The sequence below is a fragment of the Flavobacterium glycines genome, from assembly GCF_900100165.1.
Taxonomy (GTDB): Bacteria; Bacteroidota; Bacteroidia; order Flavobacteriales; family Flavobacteriaceae; genus Flavobacterium; species Flavobacterium glycines.
Genome location: NZ_FNEO01000007.1, coordinates 111,582 through 129,514 on the forward strand (window position 1 = coordinate 111,582; position 17,933 = coordinate 129,514).

14 protein-coding genes are annotated in these 17,933 nt (G+C 32.7%); 4 read left to right on the plus strand and 10 right to left on the minus strand.

Features of this window, described 5'->3' with window-relative positions; translation table 11 throughout:
- Nucleotides 1-58 precede the first annotated feature (58 nt).
- The 7 genes from sucD to BLR17_RS14100 form a co-directional block, all read right to left on the minus strand.
- On the minus strand, nt 59-943 hold the full coding sequence (gene sucD, locus BLR17_RS14070) for a succinate--CoA ligase subunit alpha (RefSeq protein WP_066326094.1): 885 nt from the start codon (nt 941-943) through the stop codon (nt 59-61).
- 169 nt (nt 944-1,112) lie between these two features.
- A complete protein-coding gene (locus tag BLR17_RS14075) occupies nt 1,113-2,042 on the minus strand; it encodes a UDP-3-O-(3-hydroxymyristoyl)glucosamine N-acyltransferase (RefSeq protein WP_066326096.1) in 930 nt (309 codons plus the stop codon).
- Between the two features lie 102 nt (nt 2,043-2,144).
- Nucleotides 2,145-2,711: an elongation factor P gene (gene efp, locus BLR17_RS14080; RefSeq protein ID WP_066326098.1), complete on the minus strand. Its 567-nt coding sequence runs from the start codon at nt 2,709-2,711 to the stop codon at nt 2,145-2,147.
- A gap of 136 nt (nt 2,712-2,847) precedes the next feature.
- On the minus strand, nt 2,848-3,633 hold the full coding sequence (gene lpxA, locus BLR17_RS14085; protein WP_066326104.1) for an acyl-ACP--UDP-N-acetylglucosamine O-acyltransferase: 786 nt from the start codon (nt 3,631-3,633) through the stop codon (nt 2,848-2,850).
- Nucleotides 3,634-3,706: 73 nt separating this feature from the next.
- Nucleotides 3,707-5,098 carry a bifunctional UDP-3-O-[3-hydroxymyristoyl] N-acetylglucosamine deacetylase/3-hydroxyacyl-ACP dehydratase gene (locus tag BLR17_RS14090; protein WP_066326540.1) on the minus strand — a complete coding sequence of 464 codons (1,392 nt, stop codon included), beginning with the start codon at nt 5,096-5,098 and terminating at the stop codon, nt 3,707-3,709.
- A gap of 11 nt (nt 5,099-5,109) precedes the next feature.
- Nucleotides 5,110-6,138 carry a UDP-3-O-(3-hydroxymyristoyl)glucosamine N-acyltransferase gene (lpxD, locus tag BLR17_RS14095; RefSeq protein WP_066326105.1) on the minus strand — a complete coding sequence of 343 codons (1,029 nt, stop codon included), beginning with the start codon at nt 6,136-6,138 and terminating at the stop codon, nt 5,110-5,112.
- A 39-nt stretch (nt 6,139-6,177) separates the two neighbouring features.
- The gene (locus BLR17_RS14100) at nt 6,178-7,407 is read right to left on the minus strand and encodes an HD domain-containing protein (protein ID WP_066326106.1); all 1,230 of its coding nucleotides are present in this window, start codon (nt 7,405-7,407) and stop codon (nt 6,178-6,180) included.
- A gap of 211 nt (nt 7,408-7,618) precedes the next feature.
- Here BLR17_RS14100 and BLR17_RS14105 point away from each other — a divergent pair, with 211 nt between their 5' ends.
- The 4 genes from BLR17_RS14105 to BLR17_RS14120 are packed head-to-tail and all read left to right on the plus strand — an operon-like array spanning nt 7,619 to nt 13,823.
- Nucleotides 7,619-8,116 carry a GbsR/MarR family transcriptional regulator gene (locus tag BLR17_RS14105; protein WP_066326107.1) on the plus strand — a complete coding sequence of 166 codons (498 nt, stop codon included), beginning with the start codon at nt 7,619-7,621 and terminating at the stop codon, nt 8,114-8,116.
- A gap of 9 nt (nt 8,117-8,125) precedes the next feature.
- The gene (locus BLR17_RS14110; protein ID WP_066326108.1) at nt 8,126-9,244 is read left to right on the plus strand and encodes an efflux RND transporter periplasmic adaptor subunit; all 1,119 of its coding nucleotides are present in this window, start codon (nt 8,126-8,128) and stop codon (nt 9,242-9,244) included.
- 21 nt (nt 9,245-9,265) lie between these two features.
- Nucleotides 9,266-12,418: an efflux RND transporter permease subunit gene (locus BLR17_RS14115; RefSeq protein ID WP_066326110.1), complete on the plus strand. Its 3,153-nt coding sequence runs from the start codon at nt 9,266-9,268 to the stop codon at nt 12,416-12,418.
- 4 nt (nt 12,419-12,422) lie between these two features.
- Entirely contained in the window at nt 12,423-13,823 is a 1,401-nt protein-coding gene (locus tag BLR17_RS14120; protein ID WP_066326111.1) for an efflux transporter outer membrane subunit, read from the plus strand.
- Between the two features lie 63 nt (nt 13,824-13,886).
- Here the strand turns inward: BLR17_RS14120 and chrA are convergent, their stop codons facing one another.
- From chrA to BLR17_RS14135, 3 genes are all read right to left on the minus strand, one after another.
- Nucleotides 13,887-15,011: a chromate efflux transporter gene (chrA, locus tag BLR17_RS14125; RefSeq protein WP_066326113.1), complete on the minus strand. Its 1,125-nt coding sequence runs from the start codon at nt 15,009-15,011 to the stop codon at nt 13,887-13,889.
- Nucleotides 15,012-15,133: 122 nt separating this feature from the next.
- A complete protein-coding gene (locus BLR17_RS14130; protein ID WP_066326115.1) occupies nt 15,134-15,613 on the minus strand; it encodes a GyrI-like domain-containing protein in 480 nt (159 codons plus the stop codon).
- Nucleotides 15,614-15,646: 33 nt separating this feature from the next.
- Nucleotides 15,647-17,734 (minus strand): M48 family metallopeptidase, encoded by a 2,088-nt coding sequence (locus BLR17_RS14135; RefSeq protein ID WP_066326117.1) that lies wholly within the window; start codon nt 17,732-17,734, stop codon nt 15,647-15,649.
- Nucleotides 17,735-17,933 lie beyond the last annotated feature (199 nt).

The window sequence follows — 17,933 nt, forward strand, 5'->3', positions numbered from 1 at the left end:
TATACTAAAAAAGCCCCACAAATGTGAGGCTTAATTTATTTAAAATTTAGTTTTGAGATTATACTGTAGCATTAACCAAAACTTCTTTTACTTTTTTACCAATTTCAGCAGGAGAATCAACAACGTGAATTCCGTTTTCTCTCATGATACGCTTTTTAGCAGCAGCTGTATCGTCAGAACCACCAACGATAGCACCAGCGTGCCCCATTGTTCTACCAGCAGGAGCAGTTTCTCCAGCAATAAAACCTACAACTGGTTTACGGTTACCGTCAGCTTTAATCCATTTAGCAGCATCAGCTTCTAATTGACCTCCAATTTCACCAATCATGATGATACATTCAGTCTCAGGATCGTTCATTAATAATTCAACAGCTTCTTTAGTAGTTGTTCCAATGATTGGGTCTCCACCAATTCCGATAGCAGTTGTGATTCCTAAACCTTGTTTTACAACTTGGTCAGCAGCTTCATAAGTTAAAGTTCCTGATTTAGAAACGATACCTACATTTCCTTTTTTGAAAACGAAACCTGGCATGATACCAACTTTAGCTTCACCCGGAGTAATAACACCAGGGCAGTTAGGACCTATTAATCTGGCGTTTCTTTGTTTAACGTAGTTGTTAGCAAGAATCATATCAGCAACAGGAATACCTTCAGTAATAGCAATGATAACTTTAATTCCTGCATCAGCAGCTTCCATAATAGCATCAGCAGCAAAAGCTGGTGGTACGAAAATGATAGAAGTATCAGCACCTGCTTGCTCAACTGCATCTTTCACAGTATTAAAAACAGGACGCTCTAAATGTAAAGTACCTCCTTTTCCCGGAGTTACACCACCTACAACGTTTGTACCGTATTCAATCATTTGAGAAGCGTGGAAAGTACCTTCGCTTCCTGTAAATCCTTGAACAATTATTTTAGAATCTTTGTTAACTAAAACACTCATGATATATATTTTATATGATTTTCAAATTTTATGATGCAAAAATAAGGTTTTCGAAATTATTTGTGCAGTTTTCTTATCAAAAAAAAAGTCTGTTATTGCACTCATTTGTTAGCTTCAAAACAAATTATCACTTTTGAAACAAAATGCAATAATTTCCATTTACTTTTTATTACTTTAATTTATCCAGAATCTCAGGAATTTTTTTGATGTTAGCCAATTGCTTTAATTTTTCTCTGGACTCCTGTATAGGTGTACCAAAATAAGTTTTTCCACCAGTAACTGATTTAGTTACTCCGGTTTGTCCCATAACAACCGCTTTTTCTCCAATTGTTATTCCGCTGGTTGTACCAACTTGTCCCCAAAGTGTAACTTCATCTTCGATAATCACACAGCCTGCAATTCCGGTTTGAGAAGCAATTAAGCATTTTTTACCAATAACAGTATCGTGCCCTACATGAACCTGATTGTCAATTTTTGTTCCTTCGCCAATAGTAGTATCACCGGTAACTCCTTTATCAATAGTACAAAGAGCTCCAATTCCCACATTGTCTTTAATAACAACACGGCCTCCTGAAAGCAATTGGTCAAATCCATCCGGACGTTTTTTATAATAAAAAGCATCAGCTCCAAGAACAGTTCCGGCGTGAATAATTACGTTATCCCCTATTACGGTATTGTCATAAATAGCAACATTGGAATGAATCAAACAATTCTTTCCTATTACCACATCATTTCCAATAAACGAATTAGGCTGAATTATTGTTCCTTCTCCTATAATTGCTGTTGGAGATACAGAAACACGTGAAAACTGAAACGGTTTGAAATGTTGCGTTAATTTATTAAAATCTCTAAATGGATCGTCTGAAATCAACAATGCTTTACCTTCCGGACATGCTACATTTTTATTGATTAAAATAATTGTTGCAGCTGAATTTAAGGCTTTATCGTAGTATTTTGGATGATCTACAAAAACAATATCTCCTTTCTCTACCACATGAATTTCGTTCATGCCCAAAACCTCAAAATCCTCATTCCCTACAAATTCACAGTTTAGTAAATCCGCTATTTCTTTTAAAGAATATGCTTTTGTAAATTTCATAATTTAATTTAAAAATTGAAAAATTTAAAGATTAAAAAAATGCTATTGTCAACTTAAAGCTTAAAATCATTTAATTTTTAATCTTTAAATTTTTCAATTAAATTACTCTTTTACACGCTCCATATATGAACCTGAAGCGGTATCAATTTTAATTTTATCTCCTTCATTGATAAACAACGGAACGTTTACTGTTGCACCTGTTTCAACTGTAGCTTGTTTAGTAGCATTAGTAGCGGTGTTTCCTTTCACTCCCGGTTCAGCATAAGTTACTTCAAGGATAATTGAAGCCGGCATATCAACAGATAAAGGTAAATCTGTTTCAGTATTAATCTGAACCATTACATTAGTTCCTTCTTTCAATAAATCCGGAGCATCAAGAATACTTTTATTCAAAGTAATTTGCTCAAAAGTTTCATTATTCATAAAATGAAACTGATCTCCTTCTGCATATAAATATTGGTAAGTGTGTGTTTCAACACGAACATCATCAATTTTATGTCCTGCAGAAAAAGTATTATCCAATACTTTTCCAGTAGTTAAACTTTTCAGTTTTGTTCTCACGAAAGCAGGACCTTTACCTGGTTTTACGTGTAAAAATTCGATAATTTTATAAATATCGTGATTGTATTTAATACAAAGACCGTTTCTAATATCTGATGTAGATGCCATTATTTTAATTTTTGATTTAAGATTTCTGATTTTAGAAAAAATCAGTCTTCTATATTTATTTTAATTTTTATTACTCTGTTATATTGAACAAATTCTGTTTAGAAATCTAAAATCAGAAATCTAAACTCTAAAATGATTAATAGCTACCGCTGTAACCTTTCATAATTCCACGAGATGAATTTCTGATGAAATCGATAATTTCGTCTCTTTCGGGTGTAGCCTCCATTTCGGCTTCAATAATACCTAAAGCCTGAGTGGTATTGTAATTCTTTTGATATAAAATTCGATAGATATCCTGGATTTCCCTGATTTTTTCAGTAGAAAAACCTCTTCTTCTTAAACCAACAGAATTAATCCCCACATAAGACAAAGGTTCTTTAGCTGCTTTAGTATAAGGAGGAACATCTTTACGCACTAAGGACCCTCCGGAAATCATCGCATGATCACCAATATGAATAAATTGATGAATTGCTGCTAAACCTCCAATCACCGCATGATTACCCACTACTACGTGTCCGGCTAATGCCACTCCATTTACAATGATCGCATTATTACCTATAACACAATCGTGAGCAATATGTGCATAAGCCATCACAAGACAATTGTTTCCTAAAATGGTTTGTCCTGAAGCTACTGTACCTCTATTGATAGTTACACATTCTCTAATGGTACAATTATCTCCAATGATAGCCAATGAATCTTCACCGCCAAATTTTAAATCTTGAGGAACCGCCGAAATAACTGCTCCGGGAAAAATATTGCAATTTTTTCCAATTCTTGCACCTTCCATAATAGTTACATTAGAACCTATCCAGGTACCATCACCAATTACCACATTGTTATGAATGGTTGTAAAAGGTTCAATAACCACATTTTTGGCGATTTTTGCGCCAGGATGAACATATGCTAACGGTTGATTCATCTATTTTAGTTTTTTTTATAATTAATTACCTTAATTACTAATATTTATAATAACAGTGAGGAAAACTGCTATTTTATTGTTGTTTTTTTGCAATTTGAGCCATCAACTCAGCCTCAGCAACTAATCTTCCATTAGCGTAAGCATTAGCCTGCATGTGACAAATACCTCTTCTGATAGGAGTAATCAAATCACACTTGAAGGTTAATGTATCTCCAGGCAACACTTTGTGTTTGAATTTCACGTTATCTATTTTCATAAAATAAGTCAAATAGTTTTCCGGATCTGGAACTGTACTCAATACTAAGATTCCTCCTGTTTGTGCCATAGCTTCAACAATTAAAACTCCCGGCATAACTGGTGCATCAGGGAAATGCCCTACGAAGAAATTCTCATTCATAGTCACATTTTTCATACCTACCACATGGCTATCCGACATTTCGATAATACGGTCAATCAATAAAAATGGTGGTCTATGAGGCAACATAGCCATGATTTTATGAATATCCATCAATGGCTCCTGATTCAAATCGTAAACAGGAACAAAATTGCGTTGTTCGATTTTAATCATCTTAGCCATTTTTTTAGCAAATTGTGTATTCACAAAATGTCCAGGCTTATTTGCAATGATTTTCCCTTGAATTTTAGTTCCAATTAAAGCCAAATCTCCAATTACATCTAATAATTTATGTCTGGCAGCTTCATTAGGATAATGTAATGTAAGATTATCTAAAATTCCGTTAGGTTTTACGCTAATTGTTTCTTTACCAAAGGCAACTTTTAAATTTTCCATTGTGTTAGTAGAAATTTCTTTATCTACATAAACAATGGCATTGTTTAAATCTCCTCCTTTAATTAATCCGTTGTCAAGAAGAGATTCTAATTCGTGTAAAAAACTAAAAGTTCTGGAAGAAGCAATCTCAGTTTTAAAATCACTTATACTTTTTAGAGTTGCATTTTGAGTACCTAAAATTTTAGTACCAAAATCAACCATTGTAGTTACAGTATAATGGTCACTAGGCATCACAAGAATTTCACTTCCGCTGGCTTCATCGGTAAAAGAAATAACTTCTTTTACTACATAAACATTACGTTTAGCATTTTGTTCTTCAACACCTGCATTTTCTAAAGCTTCCACAAAATATTTAGACGAACCATCCATAATAGGAAGTTCAGAAGAGTTCAATTCGATGATAACATTGTCTAAATCGCAACCAACTAAAGCAGCCAAAACATGTTCAGGAGTCTGAATCTTAACGCCTAATTTTTCTAAATTAGTTCCTCTTTGTGTGTTTACCACATAATTAGCATCTGCTTCAATTACAGGATTTCCTTCAAGATCAACCCTAACAAAAGTAAAACCGTTATTAACCGGAGCGGGTTTGAAAGTCATTGTAACTTCTTTACCAGTATGCAAGCCAACTCCTGTTAGTGAGATTTCTGTTTTGATGGTCTTCTGTTTAACCATATTTTCCATTCTTATTGGTTTTTTATTAGTTTTTTTAATTCGTCAATTTCTGCTATAATCTTTGGTAGATTTTTAAAATGAACATAGGATTTACTAAAATCACTATATCCAAATGTTGGGCTTCCTTGCAAGACTTCGTTGTCTTTAATATTTCTTGCAACTCCTGATTGTGCCTGAATCCTAACATTACTACCAATGGTTAAATGTCCTGAAATACCTACCTGTCCGCCAATCATTCCGTTGCTGCCAATTTTTGTTGAACCTGCAATCCCTGTTTGTGCCGCAATAACCGTATTCTCTCCTACCTCTACATTATGTGCAATCTGAATTTGATTATCTAATTTCACCCCTTTTCTTATTATTGTCGAGCCCAAGGTTGCTCTGTCTATAGTAGTACAAGCTCCTATTTCTACATTGTCTTCAATTACAACATTTCCAATTTGTGGGATTTTTTTATAACTACCATCAGGATTAGGCGCAAATCCAAAACCATCGGAACCTATTACTGTCCCTGCATGAATGATACAATTATTACCTATAACTGATTCCGAGTAAATTTTAGCACCGGCAAAAATAGTGACATTATTATGAATGACAACGTTATCGCCAATAAAACAATTTGGATAAATTTTTACATTATCGCCAATAACCACATTGGTACCTATATAGCTAAAACTACCTAAATATAAATTTTCACCATATTTTACATTAGCACTTATTACTGTGTGTGGATCTATCCCTTGTTTACTTGCTTTTTTTGCCTGATCATAAAACTCTAACAGTTTTGAAAAAGCCATATAAGCATCGTCAACTTTAATCAAAGTAGTCTTAATTTCCGATTCCGGAACAAAAGTTTTATTTACAATGGTTATTGTTGCCTGAGTGGTATAAATATAATTGTTGTATTTGGGATTTGATAAAAAGGTTAATGACCCTTCTTTTCCTTCTTCTATTTTAGATAGTTCATGGACTTCAGCATGGGGATTCCCTACTACTTCGCCTTCTAAAACACCTGCTATTTGTTCTGCTGTAAATTTCATCGCGACAAAAATATAAAAAATAGATTTTAAATTAAGTATTTATACCAGATGTTTTGGGAAGCAAATATAATACTTGGTTACCGATTTTGATAAAGATTTCAAATTCAACTGATCTGAGGATTCTATCACATCTTCAATAGTTCTGTCTTTTTTCAAAATTCGAATAGGCTCAGCTTCCTTATCATAAGCCTGATTTTTTATTTTTCCTTTAAAAATAAAATAATTTGTATCGGCCAAACTAATATTATGTTCTGATACTAAACGCTCTTTCAGCGGGGTTAAATCATCAATTGCAACTTTGTCACTCGTTAACTGAATCTTTAATAAATCCCTGTTGATAATCATTTTACTTAACGAAGACAAAATAAAATCATTATGTCTTTGCCAGGCTTTTAATGCGCTAATAATATCAAAATCATCTAATTGTGAAAACAAATCCAAGGTAATTGTATCAAACGATTCAAAATCAATTTTATTTTGCATAAAAAATTGCAAAGGTTCACTGCAAGGTAAAACAACTCCTTTCAAAGTAAGCTCTTTAGCCCTTTTTAAGATTTTAGTTAAAACCAATTCAGCTACCAAACTTGTTTTATGTAAATAAGCCTGCCAATACATCAATCGACGCGACATTAAAAATTTTTCAACCGAATAAATTCCTTTTTCTTCAATAACCAAAACATCGTCTTCAACATTCATCATTTGAATTAAACGCTCCGAATTAACATTTCCTTCGGCTACACCGGAATAAAAACTATCGCGTTTTAAATAATCCATTCGATCCATGTCCAATTGACTCGAAATCAACTGCAACATGAATTTTCTATGATAATCGCCTTCAAATATCTTGATGGCCAAACTTAATTTTCCTTTGAATTCGGTATTCAACTGTCGCATAAACAACAAAGAAATCTCTTCGTGATGCACATCTTCAACAATACTTTTTTCCATAGCATGTGAAAATGGACCATGACCAATATCGTGTAATAAAATTGCGATATACAATGCATTTTCTTCCTCTTCCGAAATAGAAACCCCTTTAAAACGCAAAACATCCACTGCTTTTTGCATCAAATGCATGCATCCTAAAGCATGATGGAATCGGGTATGATTAGCCCCAGGATAAACTAAATATGATAATCCCATTTGAGAAATACGTCTTAATCTCTGAAAATAAGGATGCTGAATTAAATCGTATATTAAAGCATTAGGGATGCTAATAAATCCGTAAATAGGATCATTAAATATTTTAAGTTTATTGATTTGAGTCACTATAACTTTATTTTTTTTCGCCAACAAATATAATTAAATTAGCTTGTAATTTTAACTATACTTTATTGTTTACTACCAGAACAATTAAATGGTTTTTTGTTATACAACTGGCTCTTAAACAACTAAAAACTTCAAATCTTAAAAAAAGTTTAAAATAATTCGTTTAGTTCGGTGAATTACGAACTAATCATATCTTTGCAAAAAAATAATCATGGATGCTCTACAAAAAGAAAGAGAAGAACTCATTGAAATGTTTGGTATTCATTTTGAATCCATCTACCAAATTCCCCCTTTGGCAGGAAGAATTATTGGTCTTTTGATTGTTGAAGGATGCAAGTCCGGATTAACATTTGAAGCAATCGTAGAAAAATTAGGTGCAAGTAAAAGTTCTATTTCTACTAATCTAAATTTACTACTTAAAACAGAAAGAGTTATCTATTTTACAATTCCATGTGACAGAAAAAAATACTTCAAGTCGGCTCCTTTAAGCAACAGATTATCAAATTATTTAAAATTTTTAGAATCAGAAAATTACATTACCGATAAAATATTTGAGTATCGTCAAAAAACAGCTTCCTGCCCGGAAGAAAAATGTAATTTAGAAAACATAAAAGCATATAAAAAACACCTGAAAGAAGTTGAAGCTTCACTTAAAAAAACAATTGCTGAATTCAAAGAAATAGAAATCCAAAATCAATCCAATAAATAACATCTAATTATGAAAAAGAGATTTTTTATTAGTGCAATCATATTATCCATTGGTTTACTTTCTTGCAATAAAAAGAAAGAAGAACAAGCCGCACCACCTGTAATGCCTTACAAAGTGATTAATGTATCTAAATCAAATACTTCTCTGTTAGCTGAATATCCTGCTACTTTAGAAGGAATAACAGACATAGATATTCGTGCTAAAGTAGATGGTTACATTGAGAAAATATATGTACAGGAAGGTCAGGAAGTTAAAAAAGGACAATTACTTTTTAAACTGGAAACTCAAACTGCCGATCAGGAAGCAAGTGCTGCTAAAGCTAAAGTTGCTGCTGCTCAGGTCGAAGTAAACCGTTTGAAACCATTGGTTGAAAGAAACATTATCAGTGATGTACAATTAGAAACTGCAAAAGCCAATTTAGCCAGTGCCAAAAGCACTTATCAAAGTATTTTGGCCCGTATCAATTACGCTACCATCAAAAGTCCTGTAAATGGAATTGTTGGGACTTTACCTTTACGATTAGGAAGTTATGTGAGTAGCCAAACAGCCGAACCATTAACCAGAATTTCGGATGTAAGCACAATTTATGCTTATTTTTCAATGAATGAAAAACAGCAATTGGACATCACGATGCATTCGGCAGGAAAAACATTTCAGGAAAAAATTGCCAAAATGCCTGCTGTTAATTTAATTCTGAGCAACGGAATCGAATACGAACAAAAAGGGAAAATTGAAACATTTAGCGGACAAGCAAATACTCAAACCGGTTCTTTTAACGTAAGAGCAAGTTTTACCAATGCAAACAAATTATTGCGTTCAGGAGGTAGCGGAACGATTCAAATTCCAACCAATTTAACTGATGTAATTTTGATTCCTCAAAATGCAACTTTAGAAATGCAGGACAAACGTGTAGTGCTAACCGTTGACAAAGAAAATAAAGTAAAAGCTATTCCTGTAGAAGTTCGTGCTGTTCCCGGAGGACAATATTTTGTTGTAGACAAAGGATTGAATGTAAATGATAAAATTCTTATTGAAGGTGTCGGAATTATATCTGAAGGAACCGAAATCAAACCACAATTAGTTGACTATTCAACAATTATAAGTCCTGAAAAAAAGGGAATTAACTAACAATCGAATAAATAACACATTATGTTTTCAAAATTCATTGACAGACCTGTATTGTCAACGGTGATTTCTATTATTATCGTTATACTGGGAATTTTAGGGTTAATCTCGCTTCCTGTTTCACAATACCCGGAAATAGCCCCTCCTACTGTTACCGTTTCTGCAAATTATCAAGGTGCCAGTGCCGAAGTTGTAATGAACTCAGTGGTTATACCTTTAGAAGAACAAATCAATGGTGTGGAAGACATGACTTACATGACTTCTACTTCAAACAATGATGGTTCAGCTTCTATAAATATATATTTCAAATTAGGAACTAATCCTGATTTGGCTGCCGTAAACGTTCAAAACCGTGTGTCTCGTGCCACTCCTCTTTTGCCACAGGAAGTAACAAGAGCCGGTGTAACAACATCCAAAAGACAAAGTGATAACATTTTGATTTTTTCTTTATACAGTGAGAATCCAAATTACGACATGACTTTTCTTCAAAATTATGCTAACATCAATATCTTACCTAAAATCAAAAGGGTTGCCGGTGTAGGTGATGCAACCATTTTTGGACAAAGAGATTATTCTATGCGTATTTGGTTAAAACCAGATATCATGGGGGCTTATGGTTTAGTTCCTTCTGATATTACTGCACTGTTAGCAGAACAGAATATTGAAGCTGCTCCAGGACAATTAGGTGAAAGAGGGAATCAATCTTTTCAATATGTATTAAAATACAAAGGTCGTTTACAAAACACCAAAGAATTTGAAGATATTGTAGTTCGTTCCACTCCTAACGGGGAAGTTCTTAAACTTAAAGACATCGCCCGAATTGAATTAGGAGCTGTAAATTATGCCAGTAGTACACTTACAAATGCAAATCAGTCAGTGGGTATTGCGATAGCACAAACAGCAGGTTCTAACGCACAAGAGGTAATTGAAAATTCTTTAAAAGAATTGGATAAAGCAGCAATAAATTTCCCCAAGGGTGTTAAATACACCACATTAATTAATGCTAATGATTTCCTTGACGAATCTATTTCAAAAGTTATCCATACTTTAATAGAAGCTTTTATTTTAGTATTTATAGTTGTTTTTGTCTTTTTACAAGATTGGAGATCCACTCTTATTCCTGCTATTTCAGTACCTGTAGCTATTATAGGGACTTTCTTTTTCTTGAGTTTATTTGGCTTTACGATTAACTTATTAACTTTATTTGCGCTAGTATTAGCGGTAGGAATTGTAGTAGATGACGCCATTGTTGTTGTTGAAGCCGTACATGCTAAAATGGAAGCAGGAGAACACGATCCAAAAAAAGCAGCCCATAGTGCCATGGGAGATATTAGTGGAGCTATTATTTCCATTACATTGGTTATGTCGGCGGTATTTATTCCTGTATCTTTTATTAGTGGTTCATCTGGAGTTTTCTACAAACAGTTTGGTTTAACATTAGCGATTTCTATTGTACTTTCTGCAATTAACGCCCTTACCCTGTCACCAGCTTTATGTGCTATCTTTTTAAAAGAACATGATCCAAATAAAGAAAAAGGATTTTTTGAACGTTTTTACACTGCATTTAATGCCGGTTTTGAAACCACCACTAATAAATACAAAAAAGCGGTAGAGTTTTTAGTGAAACGTAAATGGTTAGCTTTCTTAGGAATTGCCGTTTTTGCGGGTGTATTTGTTTTGTTATTAAACACGACACCAAAAGCTTTTGTTCCAAGTGAAGATACCGGAGCAATCTTTTCTGATATTCAGTTAGCACCGGGAACTTCATTAAAGAAAACTGAAGAAGTATTATTACAGGTAGAAAACAAAGTAAAAGATATGCCGGAAATCAAAGAGATATTGCGTATTTCTGGTAGAAGTATCATCAGTGGTTCCGGTAGTAACTATGGAATGGTAATTTTAAAATTGAAACCCTGGGCAGAACGTAAAGAAGCAAATCAGGAAATTACAGCTGTTGTTCAGGAATTATTTAAGCGCGCTGCTAGTGTTAAAGATGCCAAAATTTTATTTTTTGCGCGCCCTACCTTATCCGGTTTTGGTTATTCTAATGGATTCGAAATGCAATTACAGGATCAAAAAGGAGGAACAATTCAAGATTTAAGTAAAGTAAATACCGATTTCTTAGCTGCTTTAAATAGTCGTCCTGAAATTAAATTTGCCGCTACACCTTTTTCTCCAAATTACCCACAATATCGAATTGATTTGAATGTGCCGGCAATTAAAAAATCCGGATTAACAGTAACCGATGTGTTGGGAACTATGCAAGGTTATTATGGAGGAGTTTATGCTTCTAACTTTAATAAATTTGGGAAACAATACCGTGTTGTTTATCAATCTGAACCCGAATTTAGAAGAGACCCTGAATCGTTGAACAAAGTTTTGGTTCGAAATAATTCTGGTCAAATGGCTCCTATTTCACAGTTTGTAAAATTAGAAAAGGTATTCGGGCCTCAGGCAATCGATCGTTTCAATTTATTTACATCGGTTAAGATTACCGGTGCTCCAAACGAAGGATATAGTTCCGGTGATGCTATTAAAGCCGTTCAGGAAGTAGCCAGTCAAAAATTGCCTTTGGGTTATGGATATGAATTTTCAGGAATGACTCGTGAGGAAATTAATGCAGGTGGACAAACCTTGTTTATTTTCTTATTGTGTTTAGTATTTGTTTATTTCTTATTGTCTGCTCAATATGAAAGTTACGTATTACCCTTTGCCGTATTGTTATCATTACCTATAGGTTTGTCAGGCGCCTTTATTTTTGCATTTTTCTTTAATGTAAGTAATAATATTTATATGCAAATTACTTTAATCATGCTTATTGGATTATTAGCCAAGAATGCCATTTTGATTGTTGAGTTTGCTGCCGATTCCAGACGAAAAGGATTGAGTATTTCTCAAGCTGCCATTCAGGGTGCAGTAGCACGTTTAAGACCAATTTTAATGACCTCTTTTGCCTTTATTTTAGGTTTAATGCCATTAATGCTGGCAAGAGGAGCCGGAGCTATAGGAAATAAAGCTATCGGAACCGGAGCAATTGGAGGAATGTTAATCGGTACTGTTTTAGGAGTATTTGTAATTCCAGTTCTGTTTATTGTTTTCCAAAATTTACAGGAAAAAATTTCTACAAAGCCACTACCAACAACTATTGATGAATCTGATGTTGAATCTTTAGAATAAGAAAATGAAAAATAAAACATATAAAATTGCCTTATTAGCAACAACAGTCATAGTATTTCAATCCTGTTTTGTTGCTAAAGATTACAAAAGACCTGACTTAAAAACGGATCATTTGTATCGTAATGAAACTACTGCTGTAGATACAAATTCTTTAGCGAATGTGAGTTGGGAAAAAATATTTACTGACCCCATTTTACAAAGTCACATCAAAAAAGGATTGCAAAACAATTTAGATATTAGAATTGCCATGCAAAATCTTGCAGCAGCTGAAGCAACAATGAAACAGGGAAAAGCAGGCTATTTTCCAAATTTTTCAGTAGCGACTAACTGGACGCACATCAAAACTTCTAAAAATAGTCAAACAGGTTCGTTTTTAAGAAAATTAGACACCGATCAATATCAAATTAGCGGTAATCTTTCATGGGAAGCTGATATTTGGGGAAAAATCAGAAGTAATAAACGTGCTGCCAATGCTGCTTTTTTACAAACTACAGCAGCCAATCAGGCTATTAAAACAGAACTGATTGCTAATATTGCATCTACTTATTATCAATTGTTGGCAGTAGATGAACAAATTAAAGTAGCAGAAGAAACGCTGATTAACCGAAACAAAAGTGTTGAAACAATTATTCAACTTAAAAAATCAGGAAATGTAACTGAAGTGGGAGTTAAACAAACTGAAGCTCAAAAATATGCCACTGAATTAATTATTGCCGATTTAAAAAATTCGGTAATCATTCTTGAAAATACTTTAAGTACTCTTTTAGGAGAGCCTTCAGCTCAGATAACACGCAGCACTTTTGAATCTCAAAAATTGCAGCCTGCTATTACACTGGGAGTTCCTGCTCAATTGTTAAGAAACCGTCCGGATGTGATAGCTGCCGAGTACAATTTGATTTCCAATTTTGAATTAACTAATGTTGCCAAAAGTAGTTTTTACCCAAGTTTTACGGTAACTGCCACCGGTGGATTACAAAGTATAACATTAAAAGAATGGTTTAGTGCTAATTCCATTTTTGCCAATATAGTAAGCGGTTTAACACAACCTATTTTTAATCAGAGACAGTTGAAAACCAAGTACGAAATTGCAAAAGCCAATCAGGAAAAAGCCTATTTGCAGTTTGAACAATCACTTTTAAGGGCTGGAAAAGAAGTTTCGGATGCATTGGCACAATACAATAATGAAACTAACAAAATTAATATTCGTAAAAAACAAGCCGAAGCATTAACAAAAGCAGCCAGTTTCTCTGATGAATTGCTGACTTACGGTCTTGCAAATTACCTCGAAGTTTTAACTTCAAAAAACGATGCTCTGAATGCTAAACTGAATTTAGTTGATAATAAATTCCAACAATACAAAGCTATAATTCAATTGTACAAAGCCCTTGGCGGAGGATGGCAATAAGTCTTTATTATAAAATTAGTTATTTTATCAGAAGTCATTAAGTTTTCTTAGTGGCTTCTTTTTTTAAATCAAAGCCAATAAATATCCTAAAAAAGCACCGCCAACAACAATAAATGCTGAATTGATTTTTTTGAAACTAAAAGCTATAAAAATCCCTACTATTGCAATCACAATGGTACGCCAATCCGTGATTGTATCCTTTGCCATTTGAATGCAAATCGAAATAATTATAGCTACCGAAGCCACATTGACAGCATCCAAAAACACCGAAAAAGATTTCGAATTTCGTAGTTTTTTTACCAAAGGATTCAACAAAGCAACAAATATAAAAGAAGGTAAAAAGACGGCTAAGGTCGAAACCATAGCTCCCGATATTCCATTGATTTGATAACCCACAAAAGTCACAGATGAAAAAACGGGTCCGGGAGTAAATTGTCCTACAGCAATGGCGTCAATCAATTCTGTTCTGCTAAGTAATCCTTTAGAAACTAATTCGGCATCCAAAAAAGCAAATAACACATAACCGCTTCCGTAGAGAATAGAACCTATTTTAAGAAAAATCAAAAATAAATTCCAATTACTAGTCACTAAAATTGTCTTAGGAACAGACAAAATACCAATAGGAATAAAATTACGATGAACAGTATTTTTATTCTTTATAAAAAACCAAAATAAGGATAGAAAACCAGCCCCAAAAAGCAAGGCAATTTCGTTAAAGTTCAATAATGACAGCATCAGAACTATTGCACCAATTATTCCAAGCAGAATGGTTTTAAATGATTTTTTTGCCAATGGAAAAATAGCACCCAAAATAATAGCAATAATAGCAGGTTTAATCCCGTATAAAAAAGGTTGCATTTCGGGTAATTGGCCGTATTCTTTATAGAGCCAGGCGAAAAATCCGGTAATAAAAACCGCAGGTAAAATAAAACAAAGTCCCGCCACGACTAAGCCCTTTACTCCTGCTCTTTCATGACCAATATGAATTGCCAATTCGGTGCTGTTAGGCCCCGGAATTAAATGAGTTGCTCCTAACAAATCAAGAAAATGCTGCTCGTCAAGCCATTTTCGTTTAACAACCACCTCGTTTTGCATCATGGCAATATGTACCGCCGGACCACCAAAACCAATAATTCCTAATTTTAGAAAAAGTTGCGCAAGTTCTTTTAAATTTTGTTTTTCATTCATTTAAAAAAAATTAGACTAAAAGAATGCTAAATTAAGAATTAAACGTTGGCTTTATAATTTAGAACACAAACTTAACATTAAACTAATTTCTTAAAATTTGCTAAATCTGTGTTCTAAAAATATTATTTCAACCGAACAGGAATCCAGACTTCTTCTTCCGAATTGGGATCTCCTTTTTTGTATTTAGAACCCAAAATTTCAAAATGAGGTCGGTTATCCACCACATAAGCCGAATTGGGAATCCAATCACTAAAAATGGCTTCAAAAAAAGCGGGAGCATTACTACCATCTCCTTTGTAGTCAAAAACCGCATACCAACCTCCCGGAATTATCAGAGTATGCATATTTGAAGGAATGTTTTCAAAAGCACTTACTTCAACAGCTGCCCATTTTTCAAAAACCGTTTCAGGATTAAAATGAGTCCAAAAATCTATTGGAAATTGTTGTACCGAAAACAAATCAGAACCAATGGTATTTGTAATTTCCGTTTTTATCGGCATAAAACTTTGCCACAACGGAACCGGATTGTAAGCCGCATAATTCATGTTTTGCTTACAACCTACCAGCTTTTTTTCTTCGAGGGCTATTATTCTAGGTTTCATCTTAATTAAATAAAAAGAGTTTTAAAAATAATTTTATAATTGATAGTCATTTGTTTTTTCGACAATAGGAAGATTAGCTGTTGTCAATAATTCACTTTGAAAATCCAGTAATTCTTTTTTTAATAGAAAATACCCTCTTGAAATGATAAACATATAATTATTAATTGCTTTATAAAAGATGTTTAACTCCTCCTCAATATATTTACTGTTAGAAAAATACAGCCAACTCTCTTTCAAATACAATTCAAAACTTTCTCGAATATCAGCTGTTAATTCTTTTTTAAATAATTCATTTGAAAGCATATCTTGAATCTCTTTTTTGATGTTTACTTCCAGAGCGTAAACATTTTTCAATTTTGATTTGATTACTTCTATCGGAGTAACTACCGATAAAAAATCGGTGGCATTTATTAAATCATTATAATAAGCAGCTCTTTTTTCATATTCAGAATCATAATTGAAAAAAGCTTTGTATTTCAATATTAAAGAACCATCCCTGTAATCTTTTTTAGCCAGATTATTAAAAAATAAAAAGATTGAAATGTCATTCTCTGTGATTTTATTTCTCAAATTATTTATTTCTTTCTCAATTTTGGGCAACAATTCCAAAGCATCTTTAGCTTTAAATTTATGTCCATCATAATCAAAGCTTTTAATACTTATTTGTTTGTTTGCAATATTTTCAATAACCATTTTATCATTTTCTAATGCAATAAACTCATAAACCATATCAATTTTTTCTTTGCTGAAAAGAGCATCAAAAAAACTTACATCAGAATTTTTATCTAAAGTATTTATTTCAAAATAATTAGGATTTTTATTATCATAATACCCGTTATAAATAGAATTGAACGTATTCTTTTCAAATTGTTCCTGATATTCTGATTTAAAATCTTCTAATGATAAATAACCAAAGGTTTCTATATTTTCAATACTGGAAAATAATTTTGCAGTGAGCTTTTCCTGAATCTTCTCAATGTCTTGGAAAACAGTATTCGCCATTTGGTTTTCTGTTATTTCCTTATGAATATTAAGTTTATTAAGTTTCGCATTTCTATCCTGAGTGGATGGATGTGAAGCCCATTGATTTTCAATATTAAGTTTGGATTTATTAAACTTATTTGCATCTAATTCACTAACTAAAGGTAATCCATTTTTGCATTCTATTTGACTGTCTTTTGCAAAAAAATCCAATAAAAACAATTGTTCTTTATAAACATTCCTCGGTTTTATGTTTTGACTGATTTTATCGCTGTAAAAACTAAGAACAGAATTGTACGCAGAATCCACTAAATCCATTCTTAACAAAGATTCCTGTAATGGATGAATTCCTGCTACATTAGCCGCAACTTCATCAGCATGAAATTCCATTTCTCGGGAAAGTGCCAAATAATTGATATTAATTAACCCATACATTTTTTTTAATATCCATTGAATTGCTTCAATTATTTTTACAGATATAATCAAAAATATAGAGAAATAATTATTTGAATTGCCCCATTTTTGTATTGTTTTATCGAATGAATCATTCTCATATAACATATTAAAAATAATTTGGTTTACATAATACACATAACTTCCAACTTTCATGCTTTTTTGAGAAAAATGTCCGAACTCATGTGCCAAAATAGCTTTTAATTCCTGTTTGGTTATGGTATTAACTAATCCTAATCCTATATTAAGATTCTTTTTTACAGGGAAAAATAAACTCCAAAAATTGGAATCATAAAACACACTTGCATTTACATCAGCTGACAGATAAATCTTTTTAGGAAAATTTGTACCCACTTCATTTACTATCTCTGTTATAAACTCAAATAATTTAGGTTCGTTTTCTTCCTTAATTTCTACTAAATGACTAAGATCTATAGTGTGTTTTTTGAATAGAAATTTGAATAAAAATGCCAAAATATAAAATCCTAAACTTGCTAATCCAAGTCCAAACATTAATGTAAAAAAGGACGGATGATTTTTAATCATAAAAAATCCCCCTAAAGCACATAATACAGTTAAGCCTACAGCAAAAGCAATTAAGATTACGTAAACAATCATAAATAAAACGATTGAAGCAATCGCTTTAATTGTCCTTTTTCTAAAATTTTTAGATACTTCTATATTCATTTTTTACAATTGTATTAATTTCAATATCTTCAAATGTAAGATAAATATGCTAATATAAAAATTCAAAAAAGATTAAATTTCTTAATTAATTTGTTAGATTCACTTCAATCAATACAAATCAATTCTTTCGAAAATATTAGTTACCATAATTTCAGAAAAAATATTACTACTATCAGGAAAGGATATTAGAAAGAAATTT

What these genes read in the sequence shown, in the direction of transcription:
- sucD (WP_066326094.1), bottom strand. Translation starts at nt 943, where the DNA reads ATGAGTGTTTTAGTTAACAAAGATTCTAAAATAATTGTTCAAGGATTT.
- BLR17_RS14075 (WP_066326096.1), bottom strand. Translation starts at nt 2,042, where the DNA reads ATGAAATTTACAAAAGCATATTCTTTAAAAGAAATAGCGGATTTACTA.
- efp (WP_066326098.1), bottom strand. Translation starts at nt 2,711, where the DNA reads ATGGCATCTACATCAGATATTAGAAACGGTCTTTGTATTAAATACAAT.
- lpxA (WP_066326104.1), bottom strand. Translation starts at nt 3,633, where the DNA reads ATGAATCAACCGTTAGCATATGTTCATCCTGGCGCAAAAATCGCCAAA.
- BLR17_RS14090 (WP_066326540.1), bottom strand. Translation starts at nt 5,098, where the DNA reads ATGGTTAAACAGAAGACCATCAAAACAGAAATCTCACTAACAGGAGTT.
- lpxD (WP_066326105.1), bottom strand. Translation starts at nt 6,138, where the DNA reads ATGAAATTTACAGCAGAACAAATAGCAGGTGTTTTAGAAGGCGAAGTA.
- BLR17_RS14105 (WP_066326107.1), top strand. Translation starts at nt 7,619, where the DNA reads ATGGATGCTCTACAAAAAGAAAGAGAAGAACTCATTGAAATGTTTGGT.
- BLR17_RS14110 (WP_066326108.1), top strand. Translation starts at nt 8,126, where the DNA reads ATGAAAAAGAGATTTTTTATTAGTGCAATCATATTATCCATTGGTTTA.
- BLR17_RS14115 (WP_066326110.1), top strand. Translation starts at nt 9,266, where the DNA reads ATGTTTTCAAAATTCATTGACAGACCTGTATTGTCAACGGTGATTTCT.
- BLR17_RS14120 (WP_066326111.1), top strand. Translation starts at nt 12,423, where the DNA reads ATGAAAAATAAAACATATAAAATTGCCTTATTAGCAACAACAGTCATA.
- chrA (WP_066326113.1), bottom strand. Translation starts at nt 15,011, where the DNA reads ATGAATGAAAAACAAAATTTAAAAGAACTTGCGCAACTTTTTCTAAAA.
- BLR17_RS14130 (WP_066326115.1), bottom strand. Translation starts at nt 15,613, where the DNA reads ATGAAACCTAGAATAATAGCCCTCGAAGAAAAAAAGCTGGTAGGTTGT.
- BLR17_RS14135 (WP_066326117.1), bottom strand. Translation starts at nt 17,734, where the DNA reads ATGAATATAGAAGTATCTAAAAATTTTAGAAAAAGGACAATTAAAGCG.